The organism is Nonomuraea angiospora (assembly GCF_014873145.1).
Taxonomy (GTDB): Bacteria; Actinomycetota; Actinomycetes; order Streptosporangiales; family Streptosporangiaceae; genus Nonomuraea; species Nonomuraea angiospora.
Genome location: NZ_JADBEK010000001.1, coordinates 236,408 through 261,861 on the forward strand (window position 1 = coordinate 236,408; position 25,454 = coordinate 261,861).

General features: G+C 72.1%; 21 protein-coding genes. 11 read left to right on the plus strand and 10 right to left on the minus strand.

All coding sequences use genetic code 11. From position 1 onward, the window contains the following. The first annotated feature begins 1,337 nt into the window (after nt 1-1,337). The 5 genes from lnt to H4W80_RS01080 all read left to right on the plus strand — a co-directional run bounded on the left by lnt (nt 1,338) and on the right by H4W80_RS01080 (nt 7,179). Nucleotides 1,338-2,909, plus strand: coding sequence for an apolipoprotein N-acyltransferase (gene lnt / locus H4W80_RS01060; protein WP_318786653.1), 1,572 nt, complete (start codon nt 1,338-1,340; stop codon nt 2,907-2,909). Continuing rightward, complete coding sequence (locus H4W80_RS01065; protein ID WP_192783319.1) at nt 2,909-3,658, plus strand: polyprenol monophosphomannose synthase; 750 nt, start codon at nt 2,909-2,911, stop codon at nt 3,656-3,658. The genes lnt and H4W80_RS01065 overlap by 1 nt, the downstream gene beginning before the upstream one ends. A 71-nt stretch (nt 3,659-3,729) precedes the next feature. Continuing rightward, nucleotides 3,730-4,206 carry an FxsA family protein gene (locus H4W80_RS01070; protein WP_192783320.1) on the plus strand — a complete coding sequence of 159 codons (477 nt, stop codon included), beginning with the start codon at nt 3,730-3,732 and terminating at the stop codon, nt 4,204-4,206. Between the two features lie 52 nt (nt 4,207-4,258). After that, complete coding sequence (locus H4W80_RS01075; RefSeq protein ID WP_192783321.1) at nt 4,259-6,706, plus strand: molybdopterin oxidoreductase family protein; 2,448 nt, start codon at nt 4,259-4,261, stop codon at nt 6,704-6,706. Beyond that, nucleotides 6,703-7,179, plus strand: a complete 477-nt coding sequence (locus tag H4W80_RS01080) for a hypothetical protein (RefSeq protein ID WP_192783322.1) — start codon at nt 6,703-6,705, stop codon at nt 7,177-7,179. Before H4W80_RS01075 ends, H4W80_RS01080 begins: the two co-directional genes overlap by 4 nt. Before the next feature lie 69 nt (nt 7,180-7,248). On the opposite strand, the gene H4W80_RS01085 is transcribed toward H4W80_RS01080, so the two are convergent. From H4W80_RS01085 to H4W80_RS01095, 3 genes are all read right to left on the minus strand, one after another. Further along, nucleotides 7,249-7,593 carry an RNA polymerase-binding protein RbpA gene (locus H4W80_RS01085; RefSeq protein ID WP_185074387.1) on the minus strand — a complete coding sequence of 115 codons (345 nt, stop codon included), beginning with the start codon at nt 7,591-7,593 and terminating at the stop codon, nt 7,249-7,251. Nucleotides 7,594-7,719: 126 nt separating this feature from the next. Then, nucleotides 7,720-8,337, minus strand: coding sequence for a hypothetical protein (locus H4W80_RS01090; protein ID WP_192783323.1), 618 nt, complete (start codon nt 8,335-8,337; stop codon nt 7,720-7,722). A 271-nt stretch (nt 8,338-8,608) separates the two neighbouring features. Then, nucleotides 8,609-9,121, minus strand: a complete 513-nt coding sequence (locus tag H4W80_RS01095; RefSeq protein ID WP_192783324.1) for a nuclear transport factor 2 family protein — start codon at nt 9,119-9,121, stop codon at nt 8,609-8,611. A 33-nt stretch (nt 9,122-9,154) separates the two neighbouring features. Between H4W80_RS01095 and H4W80_RS01100 the strand changes: the two genes are divergently transcribed. Further along, nucleotides 9,155-9,634 (plus strand): winged helix-turn-helix transcriptional regulator, encoded by a 480-nt coding sequence (locus H4W80_RS01100; protein WP_225963174.1) that lies wholly within the window; start codon nt 9,155-9,157, stop codon nt 9,632-9,634. A gap of 1,618 nt (nt 9,635-11,252) precedes the next feature. On the opposite strand, the gene H4W80_RS01105 is transcribed toward H4W80_RS01100, so the two are convergent. The 4 genes from H4W80_RS01105 to H4W80_RS01120 all read right to left on the minus strand — a co-directional run bounded on the left by H4W80_RS01105 (nt 11,253) and on the right by H4W80_RS01120 (nt 14,780). After that, nucleotides 11,253-12,686, minus strand: a complete 1,434-nt coding sequence (locus H4W80_RS01105; RefSeq protein WP_192783325.1) for an MFS transporter — start codon at nt 12,684-12,686, stop codon at nt 11,253-11,255. A 131-nt stretch (nt 12,687-12,817) separates the two neighbouring features. Further along, on the minus strand, nt 12,818-13,615 hold the full coding sequence (locus H4W80_RS01110; RefSeq protein ID WP_225964363.1) for a glycerophosphodiester phosphodiesterase family protein: 798 nt from the start codon (nt 13,613-13,615) through the stop codon (nt 12,818-12,820). 38 nt (nt 13,616-13,653) lie between these two features. Further along, on the minus strand, nt 13,654-14,193 hold the full coding sequence (locus tag H4W80_RS01115; protein ID WP_192783327.1) for a TrmH family RNA methyltransferase: 540 nt from the start codon (nt 14,191-14,193) through the stop codon (nt 13,654-13,656). Continuing rightward, nucleotides 14,190-14,780: a class I SAM-dependent methyltransferase gene (locus H4W80_RS01120; protein ID WP_192783328.1), complete on the minus strand. Its 591-nt coding sequence runs from the start codon at nt 14,778-14,780 to the stop codon at nt 14,190-14,192. The genes H4W80_RS01115 and H4W80_RS01120 overlap by 4 nt, the downstream gene beginning before the upstream one ends. Nucleotides 14,781-15,032: 252 nt before the next feature. Between H4W80_RS01120 and H4W80_RS01125 the strand changes: the two genes are divergently transcribed. Beyond that, complete coding sequence (locus tag H4W80_RS01125) at nt 15,033-16,979, plus strand: tetratricopeptide repeat protein (protein WP_192783329.1); 1,947 nt, start codon at nt 15,033-15,035, stop codon at nt 16,977-16,979. A gap of 150 nt (nt 16,980-17,129) precedes the next feature. Here the strand turns inward: H4W80_RS01125 and H4W80_RS01130 are convergent, their stop codons facing one another. Beyond that, complete coding sequence (locus tag H4W80_RS01130; RefSeq protein WP_192783330.1) at nt 17,130-18,026, minus strand: helix-turn-helix transcriptional regulator; 897 nt, start codon at nt 18,024-18,026, stop codon at nt 17,130-17,132. Nucleotides 18,027-18,288: 262 nt separating this feature from the next. Between H4W80_RS01130 and H4W80_RS01135 the strand changes: the two genes are divergently transcribed. The 3 genes from H4W80_RS01135 to H4W80_RS01145 are packed head-to-tail and all read left to right on the plus strand — an operon-like array spanning nt 18,289 to nt 21,150. Then, on the plus strand, nt 18,289-19,710 hold the full coding sequence (locus tag H4W80_RS01135) for an MFS transporter (protein WP_192783331.1): 1,422 nt from the start codon (nt 18,289-18,291) through the stop codon (nt 19,708-19,710). A gap of 22 nt (nt 19,711-19,732) precedes the next feature. Next, entirely contained in the window at nt 19,733-20,722 is a 990-nt protein-coding gene (locus H4W80_RS01140) for an aldo/keto reductase (RefSeq protein WP_192783332.1), read from the plus strand. A gap of 47 nt (nt 20,723-20,769) precedes the next feature. Further along, complete coding sequence (locus H4W80_RS01145; protein ID WP_192783333.1) at nt 20,770-21,150, plus strand: DUF2255 family protein; 381 nt, start codon at nt 20,770-20,772, stop codon at nt 21,148-21,150. A gap of 285 nt (nt 21,151-21,435) precedes the next feature. On the opposite strand, the gene H4W80_RS01150 is transcribed toward H4W80_RS01145, so the two are convergent. Together H4W80_RS01150 and H4W80_RS01155 are read right to left on the minus strand one after the other, a co-directional pair. Further along, nucleotides 21,436-22,689, minus strand: coding sequence for a Bcr/CflA family efflux MFS transporter (locus H4W80_RS01150; RefSeq protein WP_192783334.1), 1,254 nt, complete (start codon nt 22,687-22,689; stop codon nt 21,436-21,438). 86 nt (nt 22,690-22,775) lie between these two features. Then, nucleotides 22,776-23,798 carry a zinc-dependent alcohol dehydrogenase family protein gene (locus tag H4W80_RS01155; RefSeq protein ID WP_192783335.1) on the minus strand — a complete coding sequence of 341 codons (1,023 nt, stop codon included), beginning with the start codon at nt 23,796-23,798 and terminating at the stop codon, nt 22,776-22,778. Nucleotides 23,799-24,171: 373 nt separating this feature from the next. Here H4W80_RS01155 and H4W80_RS01160 point away from each other — a divergent pair, with 373 nt between their 5' ends. Continuing rightward, a complete protein-coding gene (locus tag H4W80_RS01160) occupies nt 24,172-25,083 on the plus strand; it encodes a helix-turn-helix transcriptional regulator (protein WP_192783336.1) in 912 nt (303 codons plus the stop codon). The last annotated feature ends 371 nt before the right edge of the window (nt 25,084-25,454 follow it).

Sequence of the window (25,454 nt, forward strand, 5' to 3'; positions counted from 1 at the left end):
GACATCTGAGGTGGAGTCGGTAGTTTGCTGCGCAGTCCAGCACGGGACTTGGCCGGTTGGCCGTCTCTGACATCGTCGGATCCTGCGTCCGTGACGGAGTGTGACTCCGTCCACACAGCCAGGTGCAGGGCCGTCGGTCCGTCGAGTCGGGGCACCCCAACCGGGCGGGGGGTTGGACCCGGGACGGGTCCGGGAGCCCAGTAGACAACGGAATTCCGAGCTCGCCGCCGACGAGACGGGTCCGGTCCGAAGGGTTTCCGGGCCCTCTTCCCGCTCTCGTGCGCAGGACCGACGTGTGCGCCGGGTGGTCCCGTAGGTCGCGGGATCACCCTGTCGCCTTCCGGCGTGAAACGCCGATTCTTTCGATCTTCCGGTGCTGCGCTGGCTTCGAGCGCCCCTGCGGGGCGGTAGCGTTTTCGCAAGCAGGCGTGCGATTCGGCGGAGGAGACCCCGGAGTGGTTCAGGAGAGAACGAGCCTACCGCCCACCCCCGGGCGTGAGCCGGCTCGCGCCGACGCCCCGGACGCGGCCCTCGCCGACGCGGCACCTGCCGACGGACCCGAGCCCACGCCGCCGCCCACCGCCGCCGCCCCTGCCCGCGAAGGCACACCCTCGCCCAAAGGCGCACCCTCGCCTGAAACCGCATCGCCCGCTGACACCGCATCGCCCGCTGACACCGCCTCCACGACCGAGCCTGCATCGCCCACCGACGCCGCCTCCGCGACCGAGTCCGCTGGGCCGTCCGCCGCCTCTGCGGTTGAGCCCGCTGGGCCGTCCGCCGCCTCTGCGGTTGAGCCCGCTGGGCCGTCCGCCGCCTCTGCGGTTGAGCCCGCTGGGCCGTCCGCCGCCGCTGCCGTCGAGCCCGCCACCGCTCCCGTGACCGGGCCCGCTGGGCCGTCCGACGCCGCGCCTGAGCTCGACGCTGCACTTGCGTCCGAAGGGGCGTCCGTGTCCGACGCCACGCTTGCGTCCGGCCTTGCGCCTGCGGCTGAGGGGGCGCCCACGCCCCACGCGGCGTCGTCCACCCCCGCCGCGCCGGTGCCGGCGACCGGTCCCGCTTCGCCGGCTACCCCCGCTGCGCCTACTCCCGGCGTCGCGTCTGTGTCCCATGCCACGTCGCCCGCCGCCGGCCCTGTGGCGCCGAGCGCGCCCGACGCCGCGCCCGCGTCCGATGTGGCGTCGCCCGCCGCCGCCGGCCCCGTGCCGCCACTCGCGTCCCCTGCCGCCCCTGCCTCCCATGCTGCACCGGCGTCCGACGTTGCGCCGGCGTCCGACGTTGCGCCGGCGTCCGACGTTGCGCCGGCGTCCGACGTCGGGCCCGCGTCCGAGGGGGCCGCTGTGCCCGTTGCGGCTGCGGCCGAGACGGCGGGTCCGGGTGGCGTGGAGCGGGAGCCGGGGCGGGTGCTGTGGGCCCGGGTCGTGGCGGGTGTGGCCGGCGGGGTGGCGTTGTACACCGCGTTCCCGTCGCTCAACTGGTGGCCGGCCGCCCCGATCGGCGTCGGCCTGATCGTCGCGGCCCTCTACGGCACCCGGCCCAGGAGGGCCGCCTGGCTCGGCTATCTGATCGCCCTGGTGTTCCTGCTGCCCTCCCTCGCCTGGGTGCGCCCCATCGGCGACGACGTCTGGCTGATGCTGGTCGCCACGGAGAGCGTGTTCTACGCCGTCATGGCCGCCCTGGCCGCGCTGGTGTTCCGGCTGCGGGCGTGGCCGTTGTGGTTCGGCGGGCTGTGGGTGGCCATGGAATGGGCGCGCAGCCAGGTGCCCATCGGCGGGTTCCCGTGGGCTCGGCTGGCGTTCAGCCAGAGCGAGTCCCTGTTCACCCAGTACGCCGCGCTGGGCGGCGCGCCGCTGGTGTCGTTCGCCGTGGCCGTGTGCGGCGCCCTGCTGGCCTACGCGGCCCTGACCGGGCCCAAGGCCGAAGGTGTGTGGCGCAGGGCCGTGCCGGCCGTTCTGGCGCTCGCCGTGCCGGTGCTGACGCTGGTGCTCCCCAGGCCGGGCGACGAGGGGCGGACGGTCAACGTCGGCATCGTCCAGGGGAACGTCCCGGGAAGGGGCATGGGCTTCCTGGGGGACGAGCCCGCCGTTGTCCTGAAAAATCATGCCAATGAGACGAAGCGCCTGGCCCAGGCCGTACGCGAGGGAAAACTCCCCAAACCCGACGCGGTCGTCCTCCCCGAGAACTCCACCGACATCGACCCCTACCGAGACCCGTACGCCCGCGAGATCATCCAGGACTCGGTCCGCGACGTCGGCGTCCCCACGCTGATCGGGGCCGTGGTCGCCATCGGCGAGGAGTCCCGCGCCACCCGCAGCCTCGTCTGGGACCCGGTGACCGGCCCCGGCGCCTACTACGACAAGCAGCACCTGGTGCCGTTCGGGGAGTACACGCCGTTCAAGGAGATCGTCCTGGCCCTGTGGGAGCGGGCGAGCCTGGTCGGGCGGCAGTCGATCCCGGGGGACAGGCCGGGCGACCTGAAGCTGGGCCCGATCACGATCGGCGCGGTCAACTGCTACGAGGTGGCCTACGACGACACCGTGCGCGGCACCGTGCGCGCCGGAGGCACGGTCCTGGCGATGCAGGCCAACAACGCCTCGTACGCGCTGTCGAACCTGCCGACGCAGCAACTGGCCATGTACAAGCTGCGCGCCGTCGAGCACAACAGGGCGGTCGTGGCCGCCGCCACCACGGGGATCTCCGCCTACATCCGACCTGACGGTAAGGTCTCCTGGCAGACCCGCGAACTGGTCGCGGACATGAACGTGGTCAAGGTGCCCGTACGCACCCAGGAAACGATCGCCACTGCGGTGGGCGCCGTTCCTGAGTGGGCATTGATGGTGATGGGAGCGGCGGCGGCAGGAGCCGCCGCGTGGCGGGGCAGGCGGCGAGGCGATCGGATGAGGAACGACTGATGGTGGAGACTCTCGGCCGGGTGCTCGTCGTCGTACCGACCTACAACGAGCGCGACAACCTGCCCATGATCGTGGAGCGGATCCGGACGGCGCTGCCGGAGGTCCACGTGCTCGTGGCCGACGACAGCAGCCCCGACGGCACCGGCGAGGTGGCCGACGGGCTGGCCGACGGCGACGACCACGTCCACGTCCTGCACCGGGAGGCCAAGCAGGGCCTCGGCGCGGCCTACATCGCCGGGTTCCGCTGGGGGTTGCGGGAGGGCTACGACGTCCTGGTCGAGATGGACGCCGACGGCTCCCACCAGCCCGAGGAGCTGCCCAAGCTGCTCGAGGCGCTGGCCGACGGCGCCGACCTGGCGATCGGGTCGCGCTACGTGCCCGGCGGCAAGGTCGTCAACTGGCCGCACCGGCGCGAGCTGCTGTCCAAGGGCGCCAACCTCTACACCCGGGTGATGCTCGGCCTGCCCGTGCGCGACGCGACCGCCGGGTTCCGCGCCTACCGCGCCGCGACCCTGGAGAAGGTGGGCCTGTCCGGCGTGGAGTCGCAGGGCTACTGCTTCCAGGTCGACCTCACGCTGCGCACGTCCAGGAACGGGCTGCGGGTGGTGGAGGTGCCCATCACGTTCGTGGAGCGTACGGTGGGCAAGAGCAAGATGAGCGGCAAGGTCATGTCCGAGGCGCTGTGGCGCATCGGCCTGTGGGGCGTCACGGGCCTGCCCAAGCGGTTGCGCGGCGGTCACCACCACTAGCGGGGCGGAACGCTTTGCGGCCGTCGGTCGTTGTCCCTGGTGTAACGCGCTGGTGCGGAATCGAGGAAACGATGCGGCTGCTGCTCTTCCTGGCCTTCCTGGTCGTCCCCGTCCTGGAGATCTGGCTGCTCATCCAGGTGGGTTCGGTGATCGGCGGGCCCGCCACCGTGGCCCTGCTCATCGCCGACAGCCTGCTCGGCGCCTGGCTGGTACGCCGCGAGGGCCGCAGGGCCTGGCGGGCGCTCCAGGAGGCGATCGGGTCCGGCCGGATGCCCGAGCGCGAGCTGGCCGACGGCGGCCTGGTCCTGGTGGGCGGCGCGCTGCTGCTGACGCCGGGCTTCTTCACCGACATCTTCGGGTTCCTGTGCATCCTGCCGTTCACGCGGCCGCTGATGCGCCGCCTGGGCGCCTGGTTCTTCGACCGCCGGGTCAAGCGGATGGCCGCGCGTTCCCCGTACGCCAACCTCTTCCCGTCCCCTCAGGACGTGCGGGTGCCGGACGGCGGCCGCGTGGTGCACGGCGAGGTCATCCGCGAGGAGCGCGACTGATCCTGCTGGTACGGGGCATGCGTCCGGGATCCTACGACCCCCGGGAGGACGCATGCCGTACGTGGACAGGATCGCCGAGCCATGGGGGACGCGGACGCCGTACGGGCCGGGAGAGCCCTGGCCGGTCCGCGTCGACTCCTTTCTCGAGAGCGGGCTGCGCGCGCAGGACGTGGAGCGCTGGGTGCAGAGCGCGACGATCCTGCACAGCAACGGCGACGGCCTGGACATCGCGGTCAAGGACGGACGTGTCGTCGGGGTGCGCGGGCGCGCCCAGGACCGCGTCAACCACGGCCGCCTCGGTCCGAAGGACCTGTACGGCTGGCAGGCCGCCAACGCGCCCGACCGGCTCGTACGCCCCCTCGTCCGCGAGAACGGGCGGCTGGTCGAGACCGACTGGGACACCGCGATGGAGCGCGTGGCCGGCCGCGCCCGGCGGCTCCTCGACGAGCAGGGCCCCAGCGCGATCGGCTTCTACACCACCGGCCAGCTGTTCCTGGAGGAGTACTACACGCTCGCGCTGATCGCGCACGGGGGCGTCGGCACCAACCACCTGGACGGCAACACCCGGCTGTGCACGGCGACGGCGGCGGCCGCGCTCAAGGAGTCGTTCGGCTGCGACGGGCAGCCCGGCTCCTACACCGACGTCGACCACGCCGACGTCATCGCCCTTTACGGGCACAACGTCGCCGAGACGCAGACCGTCCTGTGGTCGCGGATCCTCGACCGGCTCGCCGGCCCCAACCCGCCCGCCCTCGTCTGCGTGGACCCGCGCGAGACCCCGGTGAGCCGGGCCGCCGCCGTGCACCTGGCCAACCGCCCCGGCACCAACGTCGCCCTGATGAACGGCCTGCTCCACGAGATCCTGGCCAACGGCTGGATCGACGAGCGGTACGTGCGCGATCACGTGGTCGGCTTCGAGGAACTGGAGAAGCGGGTGCGCGACTTCCCGGTGGAGAAGGCCGCGAGGATCTGCGACGTGCCCGTGGACGCGCTGCGCGAGGCCGCCCGCCTGATCGGCACGGCGCGGCGGCTGCTGTCCACCGTCCTGCAGGGCTTCTACCAGGCGCACCAGGCGACCGCCGCCGCCGTCCAGGTGAACAACGTCCATCTCGTACGCGGCATGCTCGGCCGGCCCGGCTGCGGCGTGCTGCAGATGAACGGCCAGCCCACCGCCCAGAACACCCGCGAATGCGGCGCCGACGGCGATCTGCCGGGTTTCCGAAACTGGTCGAACGACGCCCACGTGCGCGACCTCGCCCGCGTCTGGAACGTCGACCCCATGGACATCCCGCACTACGCGCCGCCGACCCACGCCATGCAGATGCTTCGTTACGCGGAGGAGGGCTCGATCCGCTTCCTGTACGTGACGGGGACGAACCCGGCGGTGTCGCTGCCCGAACTGGTGCGGATCCGGTCGATCCTCGGGCAGGAGCGGCTGTTCCTCGTCGTCCAGGACATCTTCCTGACCGAGACCGCGCAACTGGCCGACGTGGTGCTGCCCGCCGCGACCTGGGCGGAGAAGACCGGCACGTTCACGAACGCCGACCGCACCGTGCACCTGTCGGAAAAGGCGGTCGAACCGCCCGGCGAGGCCCGGCCCGACCTGGACATCTTCCTCGATTTCGCGCGCCGGCTGGACCTTCGCGACAAGGACGGCGCGCCGCTGGTGAAGTGGGGCGACGCCGAGGGGGCGTTCGAGGCCTGGAAGGAGTGCTCGCGCGGCCGTCCGTGCGACTACAGCGGCCTGTCCTACGCGCGGCTGCGGGGGAGCGGCGGCGTCCAGTGGCCGTGTGACGACGAGCATCCGGACGGGACCGAGCGCCTGTACGCCGACGGCCGGTTCTGGAGCGACCCCGGCCACTGCGAGGACTACGGACGCGATCTGGTCACGGGGGCGCCGCTGTCGGACATCGAGTACAAGGCGCTCAACCCCGACGGCAAGGCGATCATCAAGGCCGCCGAGTACGTGCCGCCGCACGAGGAGCCGGACGGCGACTTCCCGTTCTGGCTGACGACCGGGCGCACCATCTACCACTTCCACACCAGGACGAAGACCGCGCGGGCGCCCCAGCTCCAGCGGGCGGCCCCGGAGCCGTGGGTGGAGATGTCCCCGGCGGACGCCGCGCGCCTGGGCTTCACCGAGGGCGACCTCTTGGAGGTGGCCACGGCCAGGGGCGCGGTGCGGGCGCGGCTGCGGGTCACCTCGATGCGCGACGGGGTGATCTTCCTGCCGTTCCACTACGGCTACTGGGACCGCCCGGACGGGGCCGGGCCCGGGGAGTCGCCCGGGCGGGCCGCCAACGAGCTGACGATCACGCAGTGGGATCCGGCCTCCAAGCAGCCCGTCTTCAAGACCGCGGCGGCCCGGGTCTCGCTGGTGACGGCCTCCTCCGGCGCCCCGTCCCAGGCGCCGACCACCGCGGCCTCCCGCCCGGTCTCCGCCGACGTCCCCGCGACGGCCGGAGGCGCCGACGCGCAGGCCGAGGAGGTCATGCGATGAAGCTCGACCTGGTGATCCGCGAGTTGCACCGCTCGGAGGGCGAGCTGGCCCACCTGCTGCTGCGGATGTCGGAACGGCACAAGGGCGACCACGAGACGTACCACGTCGCCCGCGACCTGGCCGGGTGGTGCCACGACCACGTCCGCGAGCTGGCCGAGGCGGGCAAGGAGCACGGCCTGGACCTGGACCCCTCCCATGACGTCTCCGTGGCGGAACGCCTGCGCGAGAAGGCCGCGGAGCGGCTCGGCCGCCGCTCCGAGCCCGGCCTGCTCCTGCTGGCCGACCTGCGTCAGCTGTACCTGGCGGCGTCGGAGGTGTCCCTGGACTGGGAGATGCTGGCGCAGGCCGCCCAGGCGGCGAAACAGCGGGACCTGCTCGCGCTCACGCAACGCTGCCATCCCCAGACCCTCCGGCAACTACGGTGGGCGAACGCCCGCCTCAAGGAGTCGGCCCCCCAGGCGCTGCTGTCCTGACCCGGCACGCGGCGCGGGCATGAAGAAACCCCCGGGCGGGTAGCCCGGGGGTTTCACCGTGAGAGGAGGTCAGGCGCTCTTTCGACGCTGGGCCCGCAGAACCGCGAGCCGCTCGTTGAGCACCTCCTCAAGATCTTCGATCGACCGCCGCTCCAGGAGCATGTCCCAGTGTGTCCGCGGGGGCTTGACCTTCTTCGACTCCGGCTGCTCGCCGTCCACCCGCACCGCGGTCGCGCCGCACATGCGGCACTCCCAGGTCGCGGGGATCTCAGCCTCGGCTGCAAGCGGAACCTCGAAGCGATGGCCCTTAGGACAGGTGTAGGACACCTCCTGGCGCGGGGCCAGATCCGTGTTACGGTCGTTCTCGTAGCTGGTTGCCCCGAGCCGGGTGCCACGAAGCGCGCGCTCGCCCATGTCTAAATGCCTCCTACAGGGCCCCCTTGCGTGGGGGGGTCTGTCTCCCACGGTGTCTAACGCTTGGTACCGTGATGGGATTCCCACCCGCGGGGTGATCCAATCGCGCTTGTGGGCCTCGGTTCTTCACACAGTCGCCGATCGGGCCCGCGCCCCGCCCCTGACCAGGGCCGCCGCCAGCCAGAGCCCGCCAATCATGATCAGCGCGCCGTGCGCGATCCGCAGCGGGTACGGGCCGAAGAACTGCGGGATGAACAGCGCGAACCCCATCGCCAGGGCCGTCCCGCTCCACTTGGGCAGCGTTCCTGACCGCCAGACGGCGATCGCCGCCATCACCGCGCCGACGGCCAGGACGAGGAGCCCCACGGCGAACATCGTCATCGCGACAGGCCCGTACCTGAACTCCTCGGCCAGTTCCATCAGCGCGGGCGCCTGGTCGTGGAGGGAGCGCCGGGCGATCACGTTCAGCCCGAAGTCCTCGGCGCCGTAGTACGGGAGCGTCAGCCCCGCACCCACCCAGGTCACGGCGGCGGCGCGCAGGGAGAGGCGGTCGCCGAGCACCTGGTGCAGCCCGAGCACGGCCAGGCCGAGCAGCACGAAACCCAGCATGGCGGCCGCGTGCCCGGCGACCCACGCCGTGGAGGCCATGGCGGCGGCGTCGTCGCCGGAAGGGCGGATCGCGGGATAGACGAGGAAGAGGATGCCGGCGGCGGCGAAGGCCAGGGAGGTGAGCCTGGGGGCCATCAATGCTCCTTGAAGAGGGCGTTGCTCTTTAGTGAGAGCAATGCTCTCGCTTTGGGACGGTGATGTCAAGAGCAGTGCTCTCTCTTTGGATCGGTGAACCTCCAGAGTTGGTGGCGACGTCGGCTCTCGTGCGGCTTGGCGTGCTTCCCGGGGCGGGCGGGCCTCTCGTCCTTCTGGCCCTCCGCGCACGTCTCCGCCGCCGGTGGCGCGGGCGCGGTGGGGTCTCGCGGGAAGGGCGCCCGTGGGGCCCTGGCGCCGCTCTTGTGAGGCTCTAGCGGGGATGCCTGCGGGGGGTCAGGAGCGGGACCAGGGTCCTGTCGCCGAAGCGCGTCATCGCCGCCAGCGGCTTGACGGCGGCGGCGACGAGCCAGGGGAGGCCCGGCTTGCCGGTGGCGCGCGCCAGGCCGGGGCCGAGCGCGGCCATCATCGCCGTCAGTCCCGGCAGGGGCCGGATCCACATGGTGATCTCCTTGATCAGCCCGTCCTCGCCCACCTCGACCAGCGCCGCCTCGTGGATCTCCTGGCGTCCCAGCCGGGCGGTCGCGGTCAGGGCTCGCGTACGTTCGTCGCCGACGTCCTTGTGGTAGCGCAGGTCCGACAGCGCGCCGAACACGACCGAGAACAGCTCCCGTACCTGCTCCTTGCCGTGAAAGGCGGCATTGGCGGTGAGCGGCGAGCGGAAGACCACGTCGTCGGCGAGCGTGGCGACGAGGGCGTCGACGTCGTGTGCCTCGCCGGCCCGGCGGTAGGCCGCCGCAGGTGAGTCCTGAATGTGAACTGTCATGGGTTCACTTTATCAACCCACTATCCTGGGTCCATGAACAGGTTCGGTGAGATGCACTGCTCCATCGCCCAGGCCGTCGGCGTGGTCGCCGAACCGTGGACACCGCTGATCCTGCGCGACCTGTTCCTGGGCCTGCGCAGGTTCGACGACCTGGCGGAGGACCTGGGCATCTCGCGCAACCTCCTGACCCGCCGCCTGGAGCATCTGGTGGCGGCCGGCGTGGTGGAGAAACGGCCGTACCAGGAGCGTCCGGTGCGCCACGAGTACGTCCTCACCGAGGCGGGCCGCGACATCGTGCCGGCCCTGCTGACGTTGATGGCTTGGGGCGACCGCTGGTCCACGCCGCCGGGCGGCCCGCCCGCGCTCCTGGTGCACTCCTGCGGCGAGCGCTTCACCCCGGTCGTCACCTGCCCGCACTGCGGCGGCGAGGCCACCGCGGACACGGTCTCAGCCGTACGCGGCCCAGGCGCGGCCCAGGGCCCCGGCACCATGCTCCTCGCGGCACCGTCATGATCAGGCACGGTTGAAGTGATCAGAGCGACCGGGATCGGGTCGTCCTCCTGTAGATGAGAGCCCTCTCATCCGCCGCTAACGAAGGCGCCATCGTAGGCCCGCAGGCTGAGAACCGGCAGCGTACGGGACCACCGACGGGAGGCGCCGATGAGACGGGGACCCCGATGGCTCCTGCCGGCCGTCGCCGTCGTGCTCGTCCTGGGCGCCACGGCGGCGCTACCAGGGCGGCGGGAGGTCCGTGCGGCGACGCCACTCGGCACGGTCCAGGTCGCCGCCGCCTCCGCGGATGACGACCGGGGCGATGAGGATGACGGGGAGGGCGACGATGGGGACGGCAAGGCGGCGCGCACGGGTCCGGCGGGGGACCGCCCAGGCGTCGGATCAGGCGAGGGCTCGCAGCCTTCCTCCGGCAACGGGCGATCAAAGGGCGGCGCGGGGGTGCGGCCGCCCCCCTTCAACGGTTCGGGGGGCGGCGAGGGGCAGGGTGCCTCGCATGGCCCCGGTGATGGGACACGCACCTCCCGTGGCGCGGCGGGTCCGCCTGCACCGCGTACCGGAGACCCACAGGCACGCGACGGACGCTCAACGGCGCGAGGCGGGCCCGATTCACACCCCCGAGGCGGACCGGATTCGCAGGCATCGGACGGCGCCGCTTCACCACCCCGGAAAGGCGAAAGCGGACACGCCCTACACGGCGCCGGAGGCTCCCAGGCGCCGCACAATGGGATTCCGCTCGCCGGCGTGGACTCGCCGTCCCGAGACGCCGCCATGCTCCCCCAAGGGCCCCATTCCGACAGCTCGACAGCCCGGCCCGGCACAGCCCCGCCGCCTGCCGCCGCAGGCCGGTCACCGGGTGGCGCTGGTTCGCCGCCTGGCGGCGTGGGCCAGTCGCATGGTGGCACCGGTCCGCCGCCTGGGGGCGTGGGGCAGTCGCCTGGCGCTGCCGGTTCGCCGCCGGGCGCCGCAGGTCGGCCGCCCGAGGGGTCGAGCCCGCCGCCTGGTGCCGCAGGCTCGTTGCCTGGCAGCGTGGGTCGGTCGCCTGACGGCGGGAGCTGGTCGTCGGACGCTGGGGGCTGGGGGCCGCTTGAGGGCCATGGAAGCTGGTCGTCCCCCGATGGCGCCGCGGGTTGGCCGCCCTCGCACGACGTCGACGGCGCGGCGGCTCGACCCGGCGATGGTGGCTGGTCCGTTCTGCCTGATATCGGCGGCTCGCCAACCTCCCCTGGCGATGGTGGCTCGCCGACCCCGGGCGAGTCACCGCCGCTCGGCACGGGCGTGCCTGGTGGCACAGATATGCCAGGTGGTATAGGCGTGTCCGGCAGGCCCGGCAAGCCGGGTGCGCCCGGCGGACCCGGTGTGCCGGGTCCCGATGCCGGGCGTACAACCGGCGACTCGTACGGGAATGACCATCGGGGATGGTGGGTGCTGTTCGCCATCGTGGGCACGGCCGCCCTCGCGGGGATGGCGTTCTGGATCGCCCACAAGCTCGGCCCGCGCCCCGACGCTCCGGCCGACTCGAGTTCTGAACCCCTGCCTGACACGAGCCCCGATCCACCGCATGGCCCGAGCGACTGAAGCCTCCCGCCCGGCCGCCCGCCGGAAGCCGCCGAACGCGGGGTCAGATGCGGTCCGGGACCTCGTTGCCGGCCTGGCGGATCGCCTTGGGAAGGTTGGTCAGGGCCAGGAGGACGAAGCCGACGACGAAGAAGATGATCATCGACATGATGGCGATCCGGTAGCTGTTGGTCTGCTGGAGTGCGAACGTGACCGTCAGGGAGCCGATGAACGCCGAGCCCTTGTCGCTGATCTGCAGCAGGCCGAAATACTCGGCCTCCCGCCCCCTCGGGATCACCTGCGAGAACAGCGAGCGCGACAGCGCCTGCGTGCCCCCCAGCACGATCGCGATCGCGAACGCCATCAGGTAGAACTGCAGCGCCTGCCCCTCCTCCACGAACAGCGCCGCCGCCACGATCGCCGTCCACAGCACCAGGCTGGCCAGCACCGTGCGCTTGGTGCCGAAGCCGCGGGCCAGCCGGCCCAGCAGCAGCGCGCCGAAGAACGCCACGAACTGCACCATCAGGATGGCTGTGATCTGCACCGTCTTGTCCAGCTTGAGGGCCTCGGAGGCGAAGGCCGCGCTGTTGCCGATCACCGTCTGCACGCCGTCGTTGTAGACCAGGTACGCCACCAGGAACAGCAGCGTCAGCGGATAGCGGCGCAGCTCGGCCAGGGTGCGGCCGAGCTGGCGGAAGCTGCCGCCGACCGAGCGCAGCGCCGTGGTCTCGTGGACGGGCACGGGACGGTTGCGCAGCCGCAGCAGCGGGATGATCGTGAAGATCGCCCACCACAGACCGGCCGACATCATGCTGATGCGCACCGCCATGCCCTCGGCGACCCCGAGGCTCTCATGCTGCGTGTAGAGGACGAGGTTGAGGGCCAGCAGCAGGCCGCCGCCCAGGTAGCCGATGGCCCAGCCGCGCGAGGACACCTTGTCGCGCTCGGCGGCGGTGGAGATCTGCGGCAGGAACGAGTCGTAGACCACGACCGAGGAGCCGTAGGCCAGGTTGGCCAGGATGAACAGCACCCCGCCGAGCATGTAGCGGTCGCCCTCGACGAAGTACAGGGCCATCGTGGCCAGCGCCCCGACGTAGGCGAAGCCGCCGAGCATCTCCCGCTTGCGCCCGGTGTGGTCGGCCAGCGCGCCCACCACGGGCAGCACCACGATCTGCAGGAACACCGCGATCGTCAGCGTCAGCCCGAAGAACGCGGCCGGCCTGATGTCGGCGCCGAGCACGTCGACGAACCCCAGGCCCTTGTTGGTCTCGACCAGCCTGTCGAAGTCGGCCACGCACGTGTCGGAGGCGATGCTCGGGAAGTCCTTGGCGCAGGCCGCGGTCTTGGCGACCGGGATGAGGTACGGGCCGAGGAAGACCGAGATGATCGTGGTGTAGAAGGCGGAGTTGGCCCAGTCGTAGAAGTACCAGCCGCGCTGCTCGCGCTTGCGCGCGGCGGGGGAGTCGTCGAGGGCCGCGGGGGGTGCGGGTACGGGCATGGTGTCGAGTCGCTCCTATGCGGCCGGGCGGCCCGGCCTGCAGGCTTATGGGGCTTTCTTGGCTTCTTGAGGCTGGTACGCCGTGCGCTCGATGCTCGCTCGTGCCGCGGAGCCCAGCCGGTATGGCCGGGTTACGCGGCCAGACTGCCGGGATGCCATTGGCCGCGGCGCTCCAGGACGGTGCGCAGGCCGGAGACGTTGTCGGTCATGAGGCCGTCCACGCCGAGGTCGAGCAGGTGTTCCATGCGTACGGGGTCGTTGACGGTCCACACGTGCACCTGCATGCCGATGGCGTGCGCCGTACGTACGAGACTCCGGGTGGTCACCCGCAGCCCGCGGAAGCCCACCGGCACCTGCGCGCACGGGACGCCGGCGCGCGACAGGCGGGCCAGCAGGCGGCCGTAGCCGGAGGTGGACGCGGCGGCGCGCAGCGCGGCGACGCCGCGCGGGCCGAGCGCCGAGCACACCTCCCTGCCCATCGCCGCCCTGGCCAGCGTCAGCCGCTCGTCGGAGAAGGAGGTCAGGCAGATGCGGTCATAGGAGTTGGTACGCCGGATCGCCTCGGCCAGCGGCGCGATGGCGGCGGCCTCCTTGACGTCGATGTTGAAGCGGATCTCGGACCAGGTGCCCAGCAGCTCCTCCAGCAGCGGGATCTCGTGAACCCCGCCGATGCGGGCCTGCCTGACCGCCCGGTAGGGCAGCTCCGAGATGCGGCCCCGCTGGTCGGTCACCCGGTCGAGCGTGTGATCGTGGAAGGCGAGCAGCACGCCGTCGGAGGTGGCGTGCGCGTCGGTCTCCAGGTAGGTGTAGCCGAGCCCGACCGCCCGCTCGAAGGCCGCGACGGAGTTTTCCGCGCCCTCGGCGGCGCCTCCGCGATGCGCGAAGGCCAGCGGGCCCGGATGGTCGAGAAAGGCGAATCGACGGCTCAGCACGTCCTGAGTATGCCTTCCGTGGGTGAACGGTTCGGTTACGGTTCGAGGAGATTCTCCCACTCCTGGCGGCGGGCCTCGGACAGCGCGATGGCGGCGGCCACCGCCACGTTGAACGACCCGACCCGCCCGACCTGCGGGATGTAGCAGACGCCGTCCACGGCGTCGAGCAGCGCGGGGGAGCAGCCGTGGTCCTCGCTGCCGACCACCAGGCACACGTCGCGGCCCAGGCCGGCGCGGTGCAGCGGCAGGGCCTCGGCGGTCAGCTCGATGGCGTGCACGGTGTAGCCCTCCGCCTTGGCGGCCTTGACCGCCTCGGTGGCCGGGATCGGCTCGTGCCACTTGACCAGGCGTTCGGTGCCGAGCGCGGTCTTGCCCGCCTTGGGGTTGGTCGGCGGGGTGGCGTTGCCGGCGAGCCAGATCTCGTCCACGCCGAACGCGGCGGCGCTGCGGAAGATCGAGCCGATGTTGAACGGGCCGGTGACCGACTCGATGATCATGGCGAGGCGGTTCTGGGTGTTCCTGCGCCAGGTGCGGTTGAGCCGCTTGACGTCGGTGGGGCGCAGTTGCCTTCTCATCGGGTCACCTTCAGGATGCGGTAGGCGGCCCGGCTGGCCTCGCGGGAGGCCTGCCAGCCCTGCTCGCCGAGCCAGCGCTGCAGGGAGTCCGAGCCGAGGTGTTTCTGGACGACCAGGTAGGCGACGCCGTCGGGAGTGAGCCGCGTCAGCCACCTGGTGAGCATGTCGTGCAGGGCCTGCTTTCCAATGCGGATCGCAGGATTAGACCAGATTGCCCGAAATTTCACGTCATCTGGTACTTCATCGATATGTGCTGACCGTACTTTGTAAAGGCCTGCGGCTTTGGCATTCCTGGCGGTCAGGTCCACGCTGCGCCGGTTCACGTCGACGGCCCATACGGTCGCCTCGGGCGCCCGGGAGGCCATGGTCAGCGCGATCGGCCCGTACCCGCAGCCCAGGTCGAGCAGATCGCCCTCCTGCGGCGGCGGCGGGACGCTCTCCAGCAGGATGCGCGTGCCCACGTCGACCCGTTCCGGCGAGAACACGCCGCTGTCGGTCTCCAGCCGCAGGTGCAGATCGGGCAGGACCAGGTCGACGGAGCCCGGCTTGCTCGCCGCGTTCGGCTGTTCGGAGAAGTAGTGGGCCACGTCGCAAAACGTTACCGGACCGGCCCGGATCCCCGACCCGCGCGACCGGCCGCGCCGCTGGGCAGCCGAACGCGTCGCGGATGACCGCGGGGTGCGGAGCTCAGGGGAAAGCCCAAGCGCCGCCGTCCCGTCCGGTGGCCACAGGCGAGACGAGGGCCGGGACGGGCGAGGGACCGGAGTGCCAGGGCTTCGGGGGAGACGCGGGCGTAGCGGGCGAGGTTTGTGTCAGAGGGCTGCACTATCGTCACGATCATGGTGGAAGATCGCATCGACATAGAGACGTTGCTTCAACATCCCGGCTCACCGAACAGCCGTGATCTGCGACGTTACGTGTCACCTGACGGTCCCGACCTGCGATACGCCCGGGTCCTCATGGGGGAGATCGAGGCTCTGCGCGGGCAGCCCCGCGAAACCTGGCCCAGTCCCTACGCGCTGACTGAGCCGTTGCGTCACCTGGGCGCCGAGCTGGAGTACCCGGGCTGGTACGAGCTTGCGCGGCTGGTCTATCTCGAAGCGATCGACGTCTACCGAGCGGCCGGCACCGAGGCTCCCGCCGACGACTTCCTGGACGATTACCGCCGCACGCTGGGCTCTCTGGGCAGCGTTCTCGTGGAGCTGAAGCGCTACGAGGAAGTGTTGCCGATCAAGCAGGAGGAGCAGGCGGTGAGCCTGCGCCTGACGGCCGTGGACGCTTCCGCTCTCGACCTGGCGGACGATGCGCGAACCACGTCCATCGGCATCCTGGCGCGGCTCGGGCGGCACGACGAAGCGCTGGACTCGGCGGCCGAAGCGGTCCGCGAGATCCGGCAGCAACCAGACAACAGGCCCGGCCGGCCCAAAGGCCGAACCTTGGCGTACGCGCTCGCCCGATACGCCGACTGTCTCACCAGTGTCGGCCGTTTCGACGAAGCGGTCGACGCCGCAGCTGAGGCGGAGAACATCTGGCGCCGTTACGACGACGCCGGTGATGAGCCGGACTGGCTCGTCACGCGCCGGCTTGACGAAGCGTTGGGGCAGCTGGGCGGCGCCTTGGCACAGGTCGGGCGGTACGAGGAGGCGTACGCGGCCTTCGTCGAGCGCGTGGAGAGGGGCAGGCGGTCGATCGATTGGGACGATGACTTTGCCGGGTCGCGCAACCTGGCCATCACGCTGAACGGCGCCGCCATCGCCCTGAGACGGTTGGGCCGGTATCGCGAAGCGCTGGCCGCCGCCGAGGAAGCCGTACGTCTCGATCGCGCCCTCGCGGCGCGGGCGTTGGATCGCCAGCACCGGTTCGAGCGGCTGTTTCCCGCCTGGGAGGAGGTTCTCGACGGAGGCGATCAGCCGATGGGCAAGGAGCTTTTCGAGGACGGCGGGCTGAGTGAAGTCAAGGATCTGTTCGATGACGACGAACTCGACGAGGACTTCATCGAGGAGATCGAGTTCGATGAAGAGAGCCGGGACAACCACGCGGCCGAGTTCCGGGCGAAGGTCCGGGAGGCCGAGCTGAGCGTGTGCGTCAGCCTCTACAACCTGGGCGTTTACCTGCATGACCTGAATCGGGTCGAGGAGGCGCTGGCGGCGGATTCCGAGGCGGTGGAGATCGCCCGCCGCCACCAAGATGCCGCCCCGCAACTCGCGCTGGCGTTGAACAACACATCGTGCGTCCTGGCGGACCTGAACCGTCAGGAGGAGGCGGTCGAGGCCGCGCGGGAAGCCGTCACCCTGCTCACCACGCTCGCGACCGCCGACCCCGAAGCGCACGAGCCGGCGCTCGCGCTCGCGCTGCACACGTTGTCCGTGTCGGCGCCGGATCTCGAGGAGGCGCTGAGTGCCTCGCTGCGGTGCCTGGCCATCTACCAGCGCCTGTACCGGCTCGATCCGCATCGGCGGGCAGGAGATCTTGCCCATGCGATGACCGATCACGGCCTCGTACGATCACGGCGAGGCGAACACGCCGAGGCGCTGGCGGCCGCGGCGGAGTCGGTGGAGACGTACCGGCGGCTGGTCGCGCGGCATCCGGCTCGCTACAGCGGCGGGCACGCGCGCGCGTTGCTGAACCTCGCCGAGGTCCACTCGGCCGCCGACGGCGCGCATGCGCGAGCGCGCGCGCTGGCGGAAGAGGCGGTCGGGCTGTACGAGTTGCTGGCCGCGGACCTGCCCGAGGCTCATGAGCACCGTCTGGCCCACGCCCGCGCGGTCCTGCGCCGCCTGATGTAGGCAGCGTCCTCCGGCTGCTTTCAGGACGCTCTGCGCCGGCAAGGCGCACTGCGCGCACGGGATTTTGGACTTCGCGCAGTCAGCTTCGGGAAGTCGACAGCGGGCCAGGCGCCCGTGGTGCGGGCGGGGCTGGTCGGTGGCGGGTGCGGGTCAGGCGTCCGTGGTGCGGGTCTGGTCGCTCTCCCGGGCGGGTTCCGTCTGTTCGAGTGTGGAGGCCCAGCTGGCGAGGAGGGTGAGCGCGTCGTGGGCCGCGGTGCCGGGTTCGGCGCTGAAGGCGGTGAGGGTCAGGCCGGGGTCGGCGGGCAGGGGCATGGCCTCGAAGGGGAGGCTGAGGTCGCCGACGACGGGGTGGTGGAAGTTCTTGACGCCGGTGTGGTGCAGGCGGACGTTGTGGGCGGCCCACAGGGCGCGGAATTCCTCGCTGCGGGTGGCGAGCTCGCCGACGAGGTCGGTCAGCGCCCGGTCGTAGGGGTCGCGGCCTGCTTCCGTACGCAGGAGGGCCACGGTCGTCTGGGCGGATTCGTCCCAGTCAGGGTAGAAGTCGTGGGCGCGGGGGTTGAGGAAGCGGAACCGGGCGAGGTTGACGGGCCGGACCGGGTCGTCGAAGACGGGCGCGTAGAGGGCCCGGCCGAGCCGGTTGGCGGCCACGATGTCCAGGCGTCCGTTGCGGACGTAGGCGGCGGCGTCGGTCATGGAGTCCAGGAGGCGCTGGATGCCGGGCCGGATCTGCTGCTGGGTGGGGCGACGGCGGGTGCGGGGGCCGGCGTTGGCGGTCCGGGCCAGGTCGAACAGGTGGGCGCGTTCGGCTTCGTCGAGCTTCAGCGCGCGGGAGAGGGATTCCAGGACGCTTTCGGAGACGCCGCTCAGGTTGCCCCGCTCCAGGCGGGCGTAGTATTCGGCGCTGACGCCGGCGAGCATGGCGACCTCTTCGCGGCGCAGCCCCGGCACACGCCGGTGGCCGCCGTAGGCGGGCAGGCCGGCCTGCCGCGGGGTGATCTTGGCTCGCCGCGAGATCAGGAACTCGCGGACCTCACTGCGGTTGTCCATGTCTTCGCAGGGTAGGCCGGATCTCGGCGCTGTGGGGTGTTCTGCCAGTACAGGGAACGACAGGGACTCCCTCGCCACGCCCACCTGCGGTTTCCTGGTTGATGCCCAGGTCCTGAGTTGCGGCTGCCCGCCCTGGGCCGCCTTTGCGTCAGGCCGCGAGACGTACCGCGCCATGAACGTACGGCGCGCCCGTCACGATGCGGCCACATCCCAGAGCAGCCCGTCCGTCTGCCCGCTCCGCGTTGCGAAGAGACCACCGCTGATGCCCACCACCCGCACCGCCTGCCCGACCACCACCACGACCGGAGACGACCGGCCGAGTGCCTTCGCCGGTCGCGCGCTGGCCGCCGCCGTGCTCGGCTTCTTCGTCATCACCCTCGACGCGGTCATCGTCAACGTCGCCCTCCCCGCGATCCGGCACGACGTCGGCGGTGGCATCACCGGGCTGCAGTGGGTCGTCGACGGCTACACGCTGATGTTCGCCGCCCTGCTGCTGTCCTCCGGTTCGCTGGCCGACCGCGTCGGAGCGCGCCGCGCCTTCGGCATCGGGGTGGCGCTCTTCGCCCTCGCCTCGGCGGCCTGCGGTCTGGCGCCGAACCTGGGCGCGCTGGTGGCCGCCCGCCTCGTCCAGGGCGCGGCGGCCGCGGTGATGATGCCCTCCTCGATGGCGCTGATCGGCCACGCCTACCCGGACCCGGTCCGGCGGGGACGGGCGGTCGCGGTGTGGGCGATGGGCGGCGCCGTCGCCTCCTCCTGCGGCCCCGTCCTGGGCGGGCTGCTGACCATGCTCAGCTGGCGGCTGATCTTCTTCATCAACCTGCCCGTGGCCGCGGCGGCCCTGATCCTGCTCGCCCGCACGCGGCGCTCGCCCCACCGGCGCGTCCCCTTCGACTGGCCGGGCCAGGTCAGCGCGGTCCTGGCGATGGGCGGGCTGACCTACGGCGCGATCGAGGCCGGCGCCGCCGGGTTCGCCGCGCCCCGGGTGATCGCCGCGTTCGCGGTGGCGGGCGTAGCGCTCGCCGCCTTCCTCGCGGCCCAGGCGGTGCGCGCCCACCCGATGGTGCCGCTGGACCTGTTCGCCTCCCGCACCGCGACGGTCAGCGTCGTCGTCGGGTTCGCGTTCATCGTCGGCTATTACGGGCTCCCGTTCGTGATGAGCCTGTACCTCCAGCAGTTGCGGGGACTGTCCGCCCTGGCCGCCGGAGCGGCGTTCGTCCCGATGATGCTCATCGGCGCCATCCTGACCCCGTTCAGCGCGCGGATCGCCGAAAGGATCGGCACGCGGGCGCTCATCAGCACGGGCCTGGCCCTCATGACGGCGGGCCTGGCGATCCTCGCCCTCGTGCCCGCCTCGACACCGGTCTGGGTCCTGGCCGCCCTGATGGTGCCGATCGGACTGAGCGGTCCGCTCGTGATGCCGCCGATGACCGCCGCTCTGCTGAACGCCGTCCCGCCCCACCGCGCCGGGGTCGCCGGCGGCGTGTTCAACACCAGCCGGCAAGTCGGCGGCGCCCTGGCCGTCGCGGTCTTCGGCGCGCTGCTCGCCCAGCCGGCCGGCTTCCTGCACGGCCTGCGTACCAGCCTGCTCATCGCGGCCGCGGCCTCGCTGGCCGCCGCGGCCGCAAGCCTGCTGCTCCGGCCCGCCCCCACCGCGACGACAGGACGTACGCACGATCAGCCGTGAACGATCGACGAAGGAGCCCACCATGGACAAACGAACTCTCGGACGCGATCTCGAGGTCTCGGCGATCGGCCTCGGCTGCATGGGCATGAGCCAGAGCTACGGCCCCAACCCCGGCAGCCGGCAGGAGATGATCGCCCTCATCCGGGAAGCGGTGGAACGCGGTGTCACGTTCTTCGACACCGCCGAGGTCTACGGGCCGTTCCGCAACGAGCGACTGGTCGGCGAAGCCCTCGCCCCCGTCCGCGAGCAGGTGGTGATCGCCACCAAGTTCGGATTCGCGTTCGACGCCGAGGGCCGCCAGGCCGGGCTGTCCAGCCGGCCCGAGCACGTCCGGCAGGCCGTCGACGGCTCACTGCAGCGGCTCGGCGTCGACGTGATCGACCTGTACTACCAGCACCGCGTCGACCCGCAGGTGCCGATCGAGGACGTCGCCGGAGCGGTCAAAGGGCTCATCCAGGACGGCAAGGTCCGGCACTTCGGCATGTCCGAGGCGGCCGCCGGCACCATCCGCCGCGCCCACGCCGTCCAGCCCGTGACCGCCGTGCAGAGCGAGTACTCCCTGTGGTGGCGCAGGCCCGAACAGGAGGTCCTGCCGGTCCTGGCGGAGCTCGGCATCGGGTTCGTCCCCTACAGCCCGCTCGGGAAAGGGTTCCTCACCGGCACCGTCGATGAGGCCACCGCCTTCGACCGCACCGACATCCGCGCGAGCATCCCGCGCTTCACCGCCGAGGCCAGGAAGGCGAACCAGGCGCTCGTCGATCTCCTGGGCGCCATCGCCCGGCGCAAGGGCGCCACACCCGCGCAGATCGCCCTGGCCTGGCTGCTGGCCCGGCAGCCCTGGATCGTCCCGATCCCCGGCACCCGCCGGCCGGAGCGACTGGCGGAGAACCTCGCCGCCGCCCACGTCGAGCTCACCGCCGACGACCTCGAACACGTCGACGCCGCCGCCGCGAAGATCGACATCCAGGGCGCCCGCTATCCCGAACGCCTGGAACGCATGACCGGCCTGTGACCTGCCGCCATGATTCCCGGCACCATCACAAGGAAAGGACATCCGTCATGGCTTCATGGACCAGCGAGGAGCTCGCCCGGATCGGCACCGCGGAGGAGCTGGAGATCGCGCCCGTCCGCGACGACGGCACGCCGCGCGCACCGGTGCCCATCTGGGTCGTCCGCGACGGCGACGATCTTTACATCCGCTCCTACCGGGGCACCGACGGGGCCTGGTACCGGACCGCCCGGGCCGGCCACCGTGCCCACATCGCCGCCGGCGGCATCGACAAGGACGTCACCCTGGCCGAGGAGAACGATTCCGGCGTCAACGACCGGATCGATGAGGCGTACCGCGCCAAATACCACCGCTACGGCAGCACCTACGTCATCCCCATGGTCGCAGCCCAGGCCCGAGCCACCACCCTCAAGCTCCTGCCGCGACCATGACCGCCGTCGTGGCGGCGCGATTTGAGAAGCCCGAGCTGTGCCCGTGAAGGCGAGCCGCTCGCGCAGCAGGTCCAGCAGCGACGTGCGGTTGTCCACCGTCAGCCGGTGGCGCCGCCCGTTGACGTCACCGACGGCGCGCTGCTGTGACCGCCGGCCGCCACGGCCTGCCCGCTCGCCGCGCCGGCCGGTCAGCGCCTTCGATCAGCGCCTTCGATCAGCGCCGGAGAAGGGCGGCGACCGGCACGGGCGTGTCGCTCGAGCGAGCGCGCGCCGCCGCGGCGACGTTCAGGCGGGGCGGGACGCCGGGGCCCGGCGCATGAGCAGGAACGCGGTCAGGGCGAGGGCGGCGCAGCCGACCTCGACGGCGGCCATGGACACGGCGGTACGCGGGCCGCCCAGGCCGGCGAGGGGCGCGGTGAGGGCGCCGGTGAGGAACTGCGCGGCGCCGATCAGGGCGGAGGCGGATCCGGCGGCGTCGCCGCTGCTGCCCATGGCCAGCGCGGTGACGTTGGGGGCGATGACGCCGATGAAGAACATCATGGCGAACTGGCTGGCCGCCACGGCTGCCAGGCCGCCGCCGAGCAGGGGCGTGACCAGGGCCAGCAGGGCCAGCACGGTGGCCAGGACGCCGGTCAGGCCGACGGCGACCGCACGGTCCAGGGGGATGCGGCCGACGACGAGCCGGCTGTTGAGGTGGGCGGCCAGGATCAGCGCGGCGGCGTTGCAGCCGAAGATCAGGCTGAAGGTCTGGGCGGAGGCGCCGAAGGTGTCCTGGACGACGAAGGGGAAGCCCGCCACGTAGACGAACAGCGTGCCGGAGATCAGCCCGTACGCGATCAGAGCGCCGGCGAAGCGGCGGTCGCCCAGCAGGGCGCGCATGGGGCGCAGGGTGTCGGTGAGCCCGCCGGTGTGGCGGCGGTTCGCGGGCAAGGTCTCGGGGATGGCCCAGGCCGACAGGACGGCCAGGGCAAGACCGGCGGCGGCCAGGACGGCGAAGACGCCGCGCCAGTCGGTCAGGCGCAGCAACTGGCCGCCGAGGACCGGGCCGAGGACCGGCGCGACACCGCTGATCATCGCCAGGGTCGACAGGGCCCGCGCCAGCCGGCCGTCGCTGTGCAGGTCGGTCAGCACGGCGCGAGCGATGACGATCCCCGCGGCCGCGGCCAGCCCCTGGGCGAGGCGGGCGGCGATCAGCAGGGCGGCGGTGGGGGCCAGCGCGCACGCCAGCGTGGCCGCCGCGTAGCAGGCCAGGCCGGCCAGGAGCGGGCGGCGGCGGCCCCAGCGGTCGCTGAGCGGCCCGATCAGCAGCTGGCCCAGCGCCAGGCCGGCCAGGCAGGCGGTGACGCTGAGCTGGGTCACGGAAGCCCGCGCGCGCAGCTCGGCGGTCACCGCGGGCAGGGCGGGAAGGTACAGGTCCATCGACAGCGGGCCGAGGCCGGTCAGCGCGCTGAGCAGCAGCATGACGGCCCGCCGGGTGCGACGCGGCTGCGCGGGTACGGCCGTGCGGTTCGAGGCAGGGGTGGTGGAGCTCATCGTCATCTCAGGACGTCATCCGGCGGAGGTGGCGGTGGCAGGGGCCCTCCGGCGGCTCGCCGGGGCGGGCTGCCGGAGGAGGACGCCTCGGCTCACGGCCGCAGGAGGGTCTTGATGGCGCGGCGTTCGTCCATCGCCTTGTAACCTTCGGCCGCCTGCTCCAGGGGCAGGGTGAGGTCGAAGACCTTGCCGGGGTCGATGGCGCGGTCGTAGATCAGCCCGATCAGCTCGGGCAGGTACTGGCGCACCGGGGCCGGGCCGCCGTGCAGGTGCACGTGCGAGAAGAACAGCTCCTCGCCGGGCAGCGCGACGTCGTGGGCGACGCCGACGTAGCCGACGTGCCCGCCGGGGCGGGTGGAGCGGATGGCCTGCATCATCGACTCCTGGGTGCCGACCGCCTCGATCACCGAGTGCGCGCCCAGACCACCGGTCAGCTCCTTGACGCGGGCCACCCCCTCATCGCCACGCTCCGTGACCAGGTCCGTGGCGCCGAACTCCAGAGCCAGCTTCTGCCGGGGCTCGTGCCGGCTCATCGCGATGATCCGCTCCGCGCCGAGCTGCCTGGCGGCCAGTACGGCGAGCAGGCCCACCGCGCCGTCGCCGACCACGGCCACCGTCTTGCCCGGCCCCGCCTCGGCGGCCACGGCGCCGAACCAGCCGGTGCCCAGCACGTCGGAGGCGGCCAGCAGGCCCGGGATCAGGTCCGGGTCCGGCATGCCGGGGGTGGCCACGAGGGTGCCGTCGGCCAGTGCGATCCGCGCGTACTGGGCCTGCGCGCCGGTGGCGGCGGCGAACTCCCGGCGGACGCAGGACGTCTGGTATCCGGCGCGGCAGATCTCGCAGGTGTTGTCGGAGGCGAAGAACGAGCCGACCACGAACTGGCCCGGCCTGACCGTGCGGACCTCGCTGCCGACCTCCTCGACGATGCCGACGTACTCGTGGCCCATCGGGGTGGGCTGCTTCACCTCTTCGATGCCGCGGTAGGGCCACAGGTCCGAGCCGCACACGCAGGTGGCGGCCAGGCGGATGACCGCGTCGGTGGGCTGCTCGATCCTCGGGTCCGGGCGGTCCTCGACGCGGACGTCGCCCGGGGCGTACAGAACTGTTCCACGCATGGGTGGATCTCCTTGCTATGACGTGCTGCGCTTGCTCAGGTCGTGAGGTGGACGCCGTCGCCGGCTCGTGGCCGGGCGCCCCGTGCCCGAGCCGTCCCGGGCGTCGCCGGGGCGGGAAGCTCGCGTGATCACTCTCGTGCGGCTCAGGTGGGCACAGGCGTCCCCCATCGGGAACGGCGCAACGCCCCCTCGGGGAACGGCGGGACGCCCCCTCGGGGAACGGCGCAACGTCCCCTCGGGAACGACGGAATGCCATCACTTCTCATGGCAACGTCCAGGAAACCGGCTGTATGGCGCGGGCGGGAGGTCGCGTTTATCGGGGGGACAACCTCTACCCCCCTTCCGCCTCCGGCCGCTGCCTACAGTGAGAGACGTGCACGACAATCGAGACGAGATCCGCGCCTTCCTCGCCAGCCGGCGCGCCAGAATCACACCGGAGCAGGCCGGCTTGGCCCCCGGCGGGCGCCGCCGGGTGCCCGGCCTGCGCCGCGAGGAAGTCGCCGTCCTGGCCGGCGTGAGCACCGACTGGTACACCCGTCTCGAAAAAGGCCACATCAGCGGCGTCTCCGACGACGTCCTGAACGCCGTCGCCCGAGCCCTGCAGCTCGACGAGGCCGAACGTGCCCACCTGTTCGACCTGGCCCGCGCCGCCGGCCCTGGGCACCGCCCCCGCCGCCCAGCCCGCAAGGTCCGGCCCGGGCTGCAGCGGATGCTGGACGCCATGAGCGACGCCCCCGCGATCATCCGCAACGGCCGCATGGACATCCTGGCGGCCAATCACCTCGGCCGCGCCATGTACTGGCCGGTCTACCAGAGCCCGCGCCCCGCAGCCGCCTCCGCCCAGCCGCCCAACATCGCCCGCTTCCAGTTCCTCGATCCCGCCGGGCCCGACTTCTTCCCCGACTGGGAGACCTCCGCCGACATCACCGTCGCCCTGCTGCGCACCGAGGCCGGCCGCGACCCCTTCGACAAGGGCCTCACCGACCTGATCGGCGAGCTGTGCACCCGCAGCGCCGACTTCCGCACCCGCTGGGCCCAGCACAACGTCCGCCTGCACCACACCGGCGCCAAGACCTTCCACCACCCCGCCGTCGGCGACCTCACCCTCGACTACGAGTCCATGGACCTGCACGCCGACCCCGGCCTGAGCCTGACCGTCTACACCGCCGCCCCCGACACGCCCTCCCATGACGCCCTGCGCCTCCTGGCGAGCTGGGCCGCCACCCTCGCCGACCACACCGAGCACCCGCAGGACACCGGCCCTCCGCCCATCAACCGCAGCTGACGCGTAGTTCCTCGAAGACCCCGCACTACCCTGCCGCGCCGCCACCGGCTTTGCTGCGCCGCCAATGGTCCCGCCGCGCCGCCACTGACCTTGGCCCCTGCTTCAGGCTCCGGCTCTCGGCCCCGCTCCCGCAAACCGCCCTCGGCCCCGCTCCCGCAAACCGCCCTCGGCCCCGCTCCCGCAAACCGCCCTCGGCCCCGCTCCCGCTGCGCGGCCACCGGCTTTGTCGTGCGGCCACCGGCTTTGTCGTGCGGCCACCCGCCTCGCCGCGCCGTCACCGGACTTGGCCCCTGCTTCAGGCTCCGGCTCCCGGTCCCGGTCCCGCAAACCGCTCCCGGTCCCGCAAGCCGCCCCTGGCGCTGCTTTCTGCA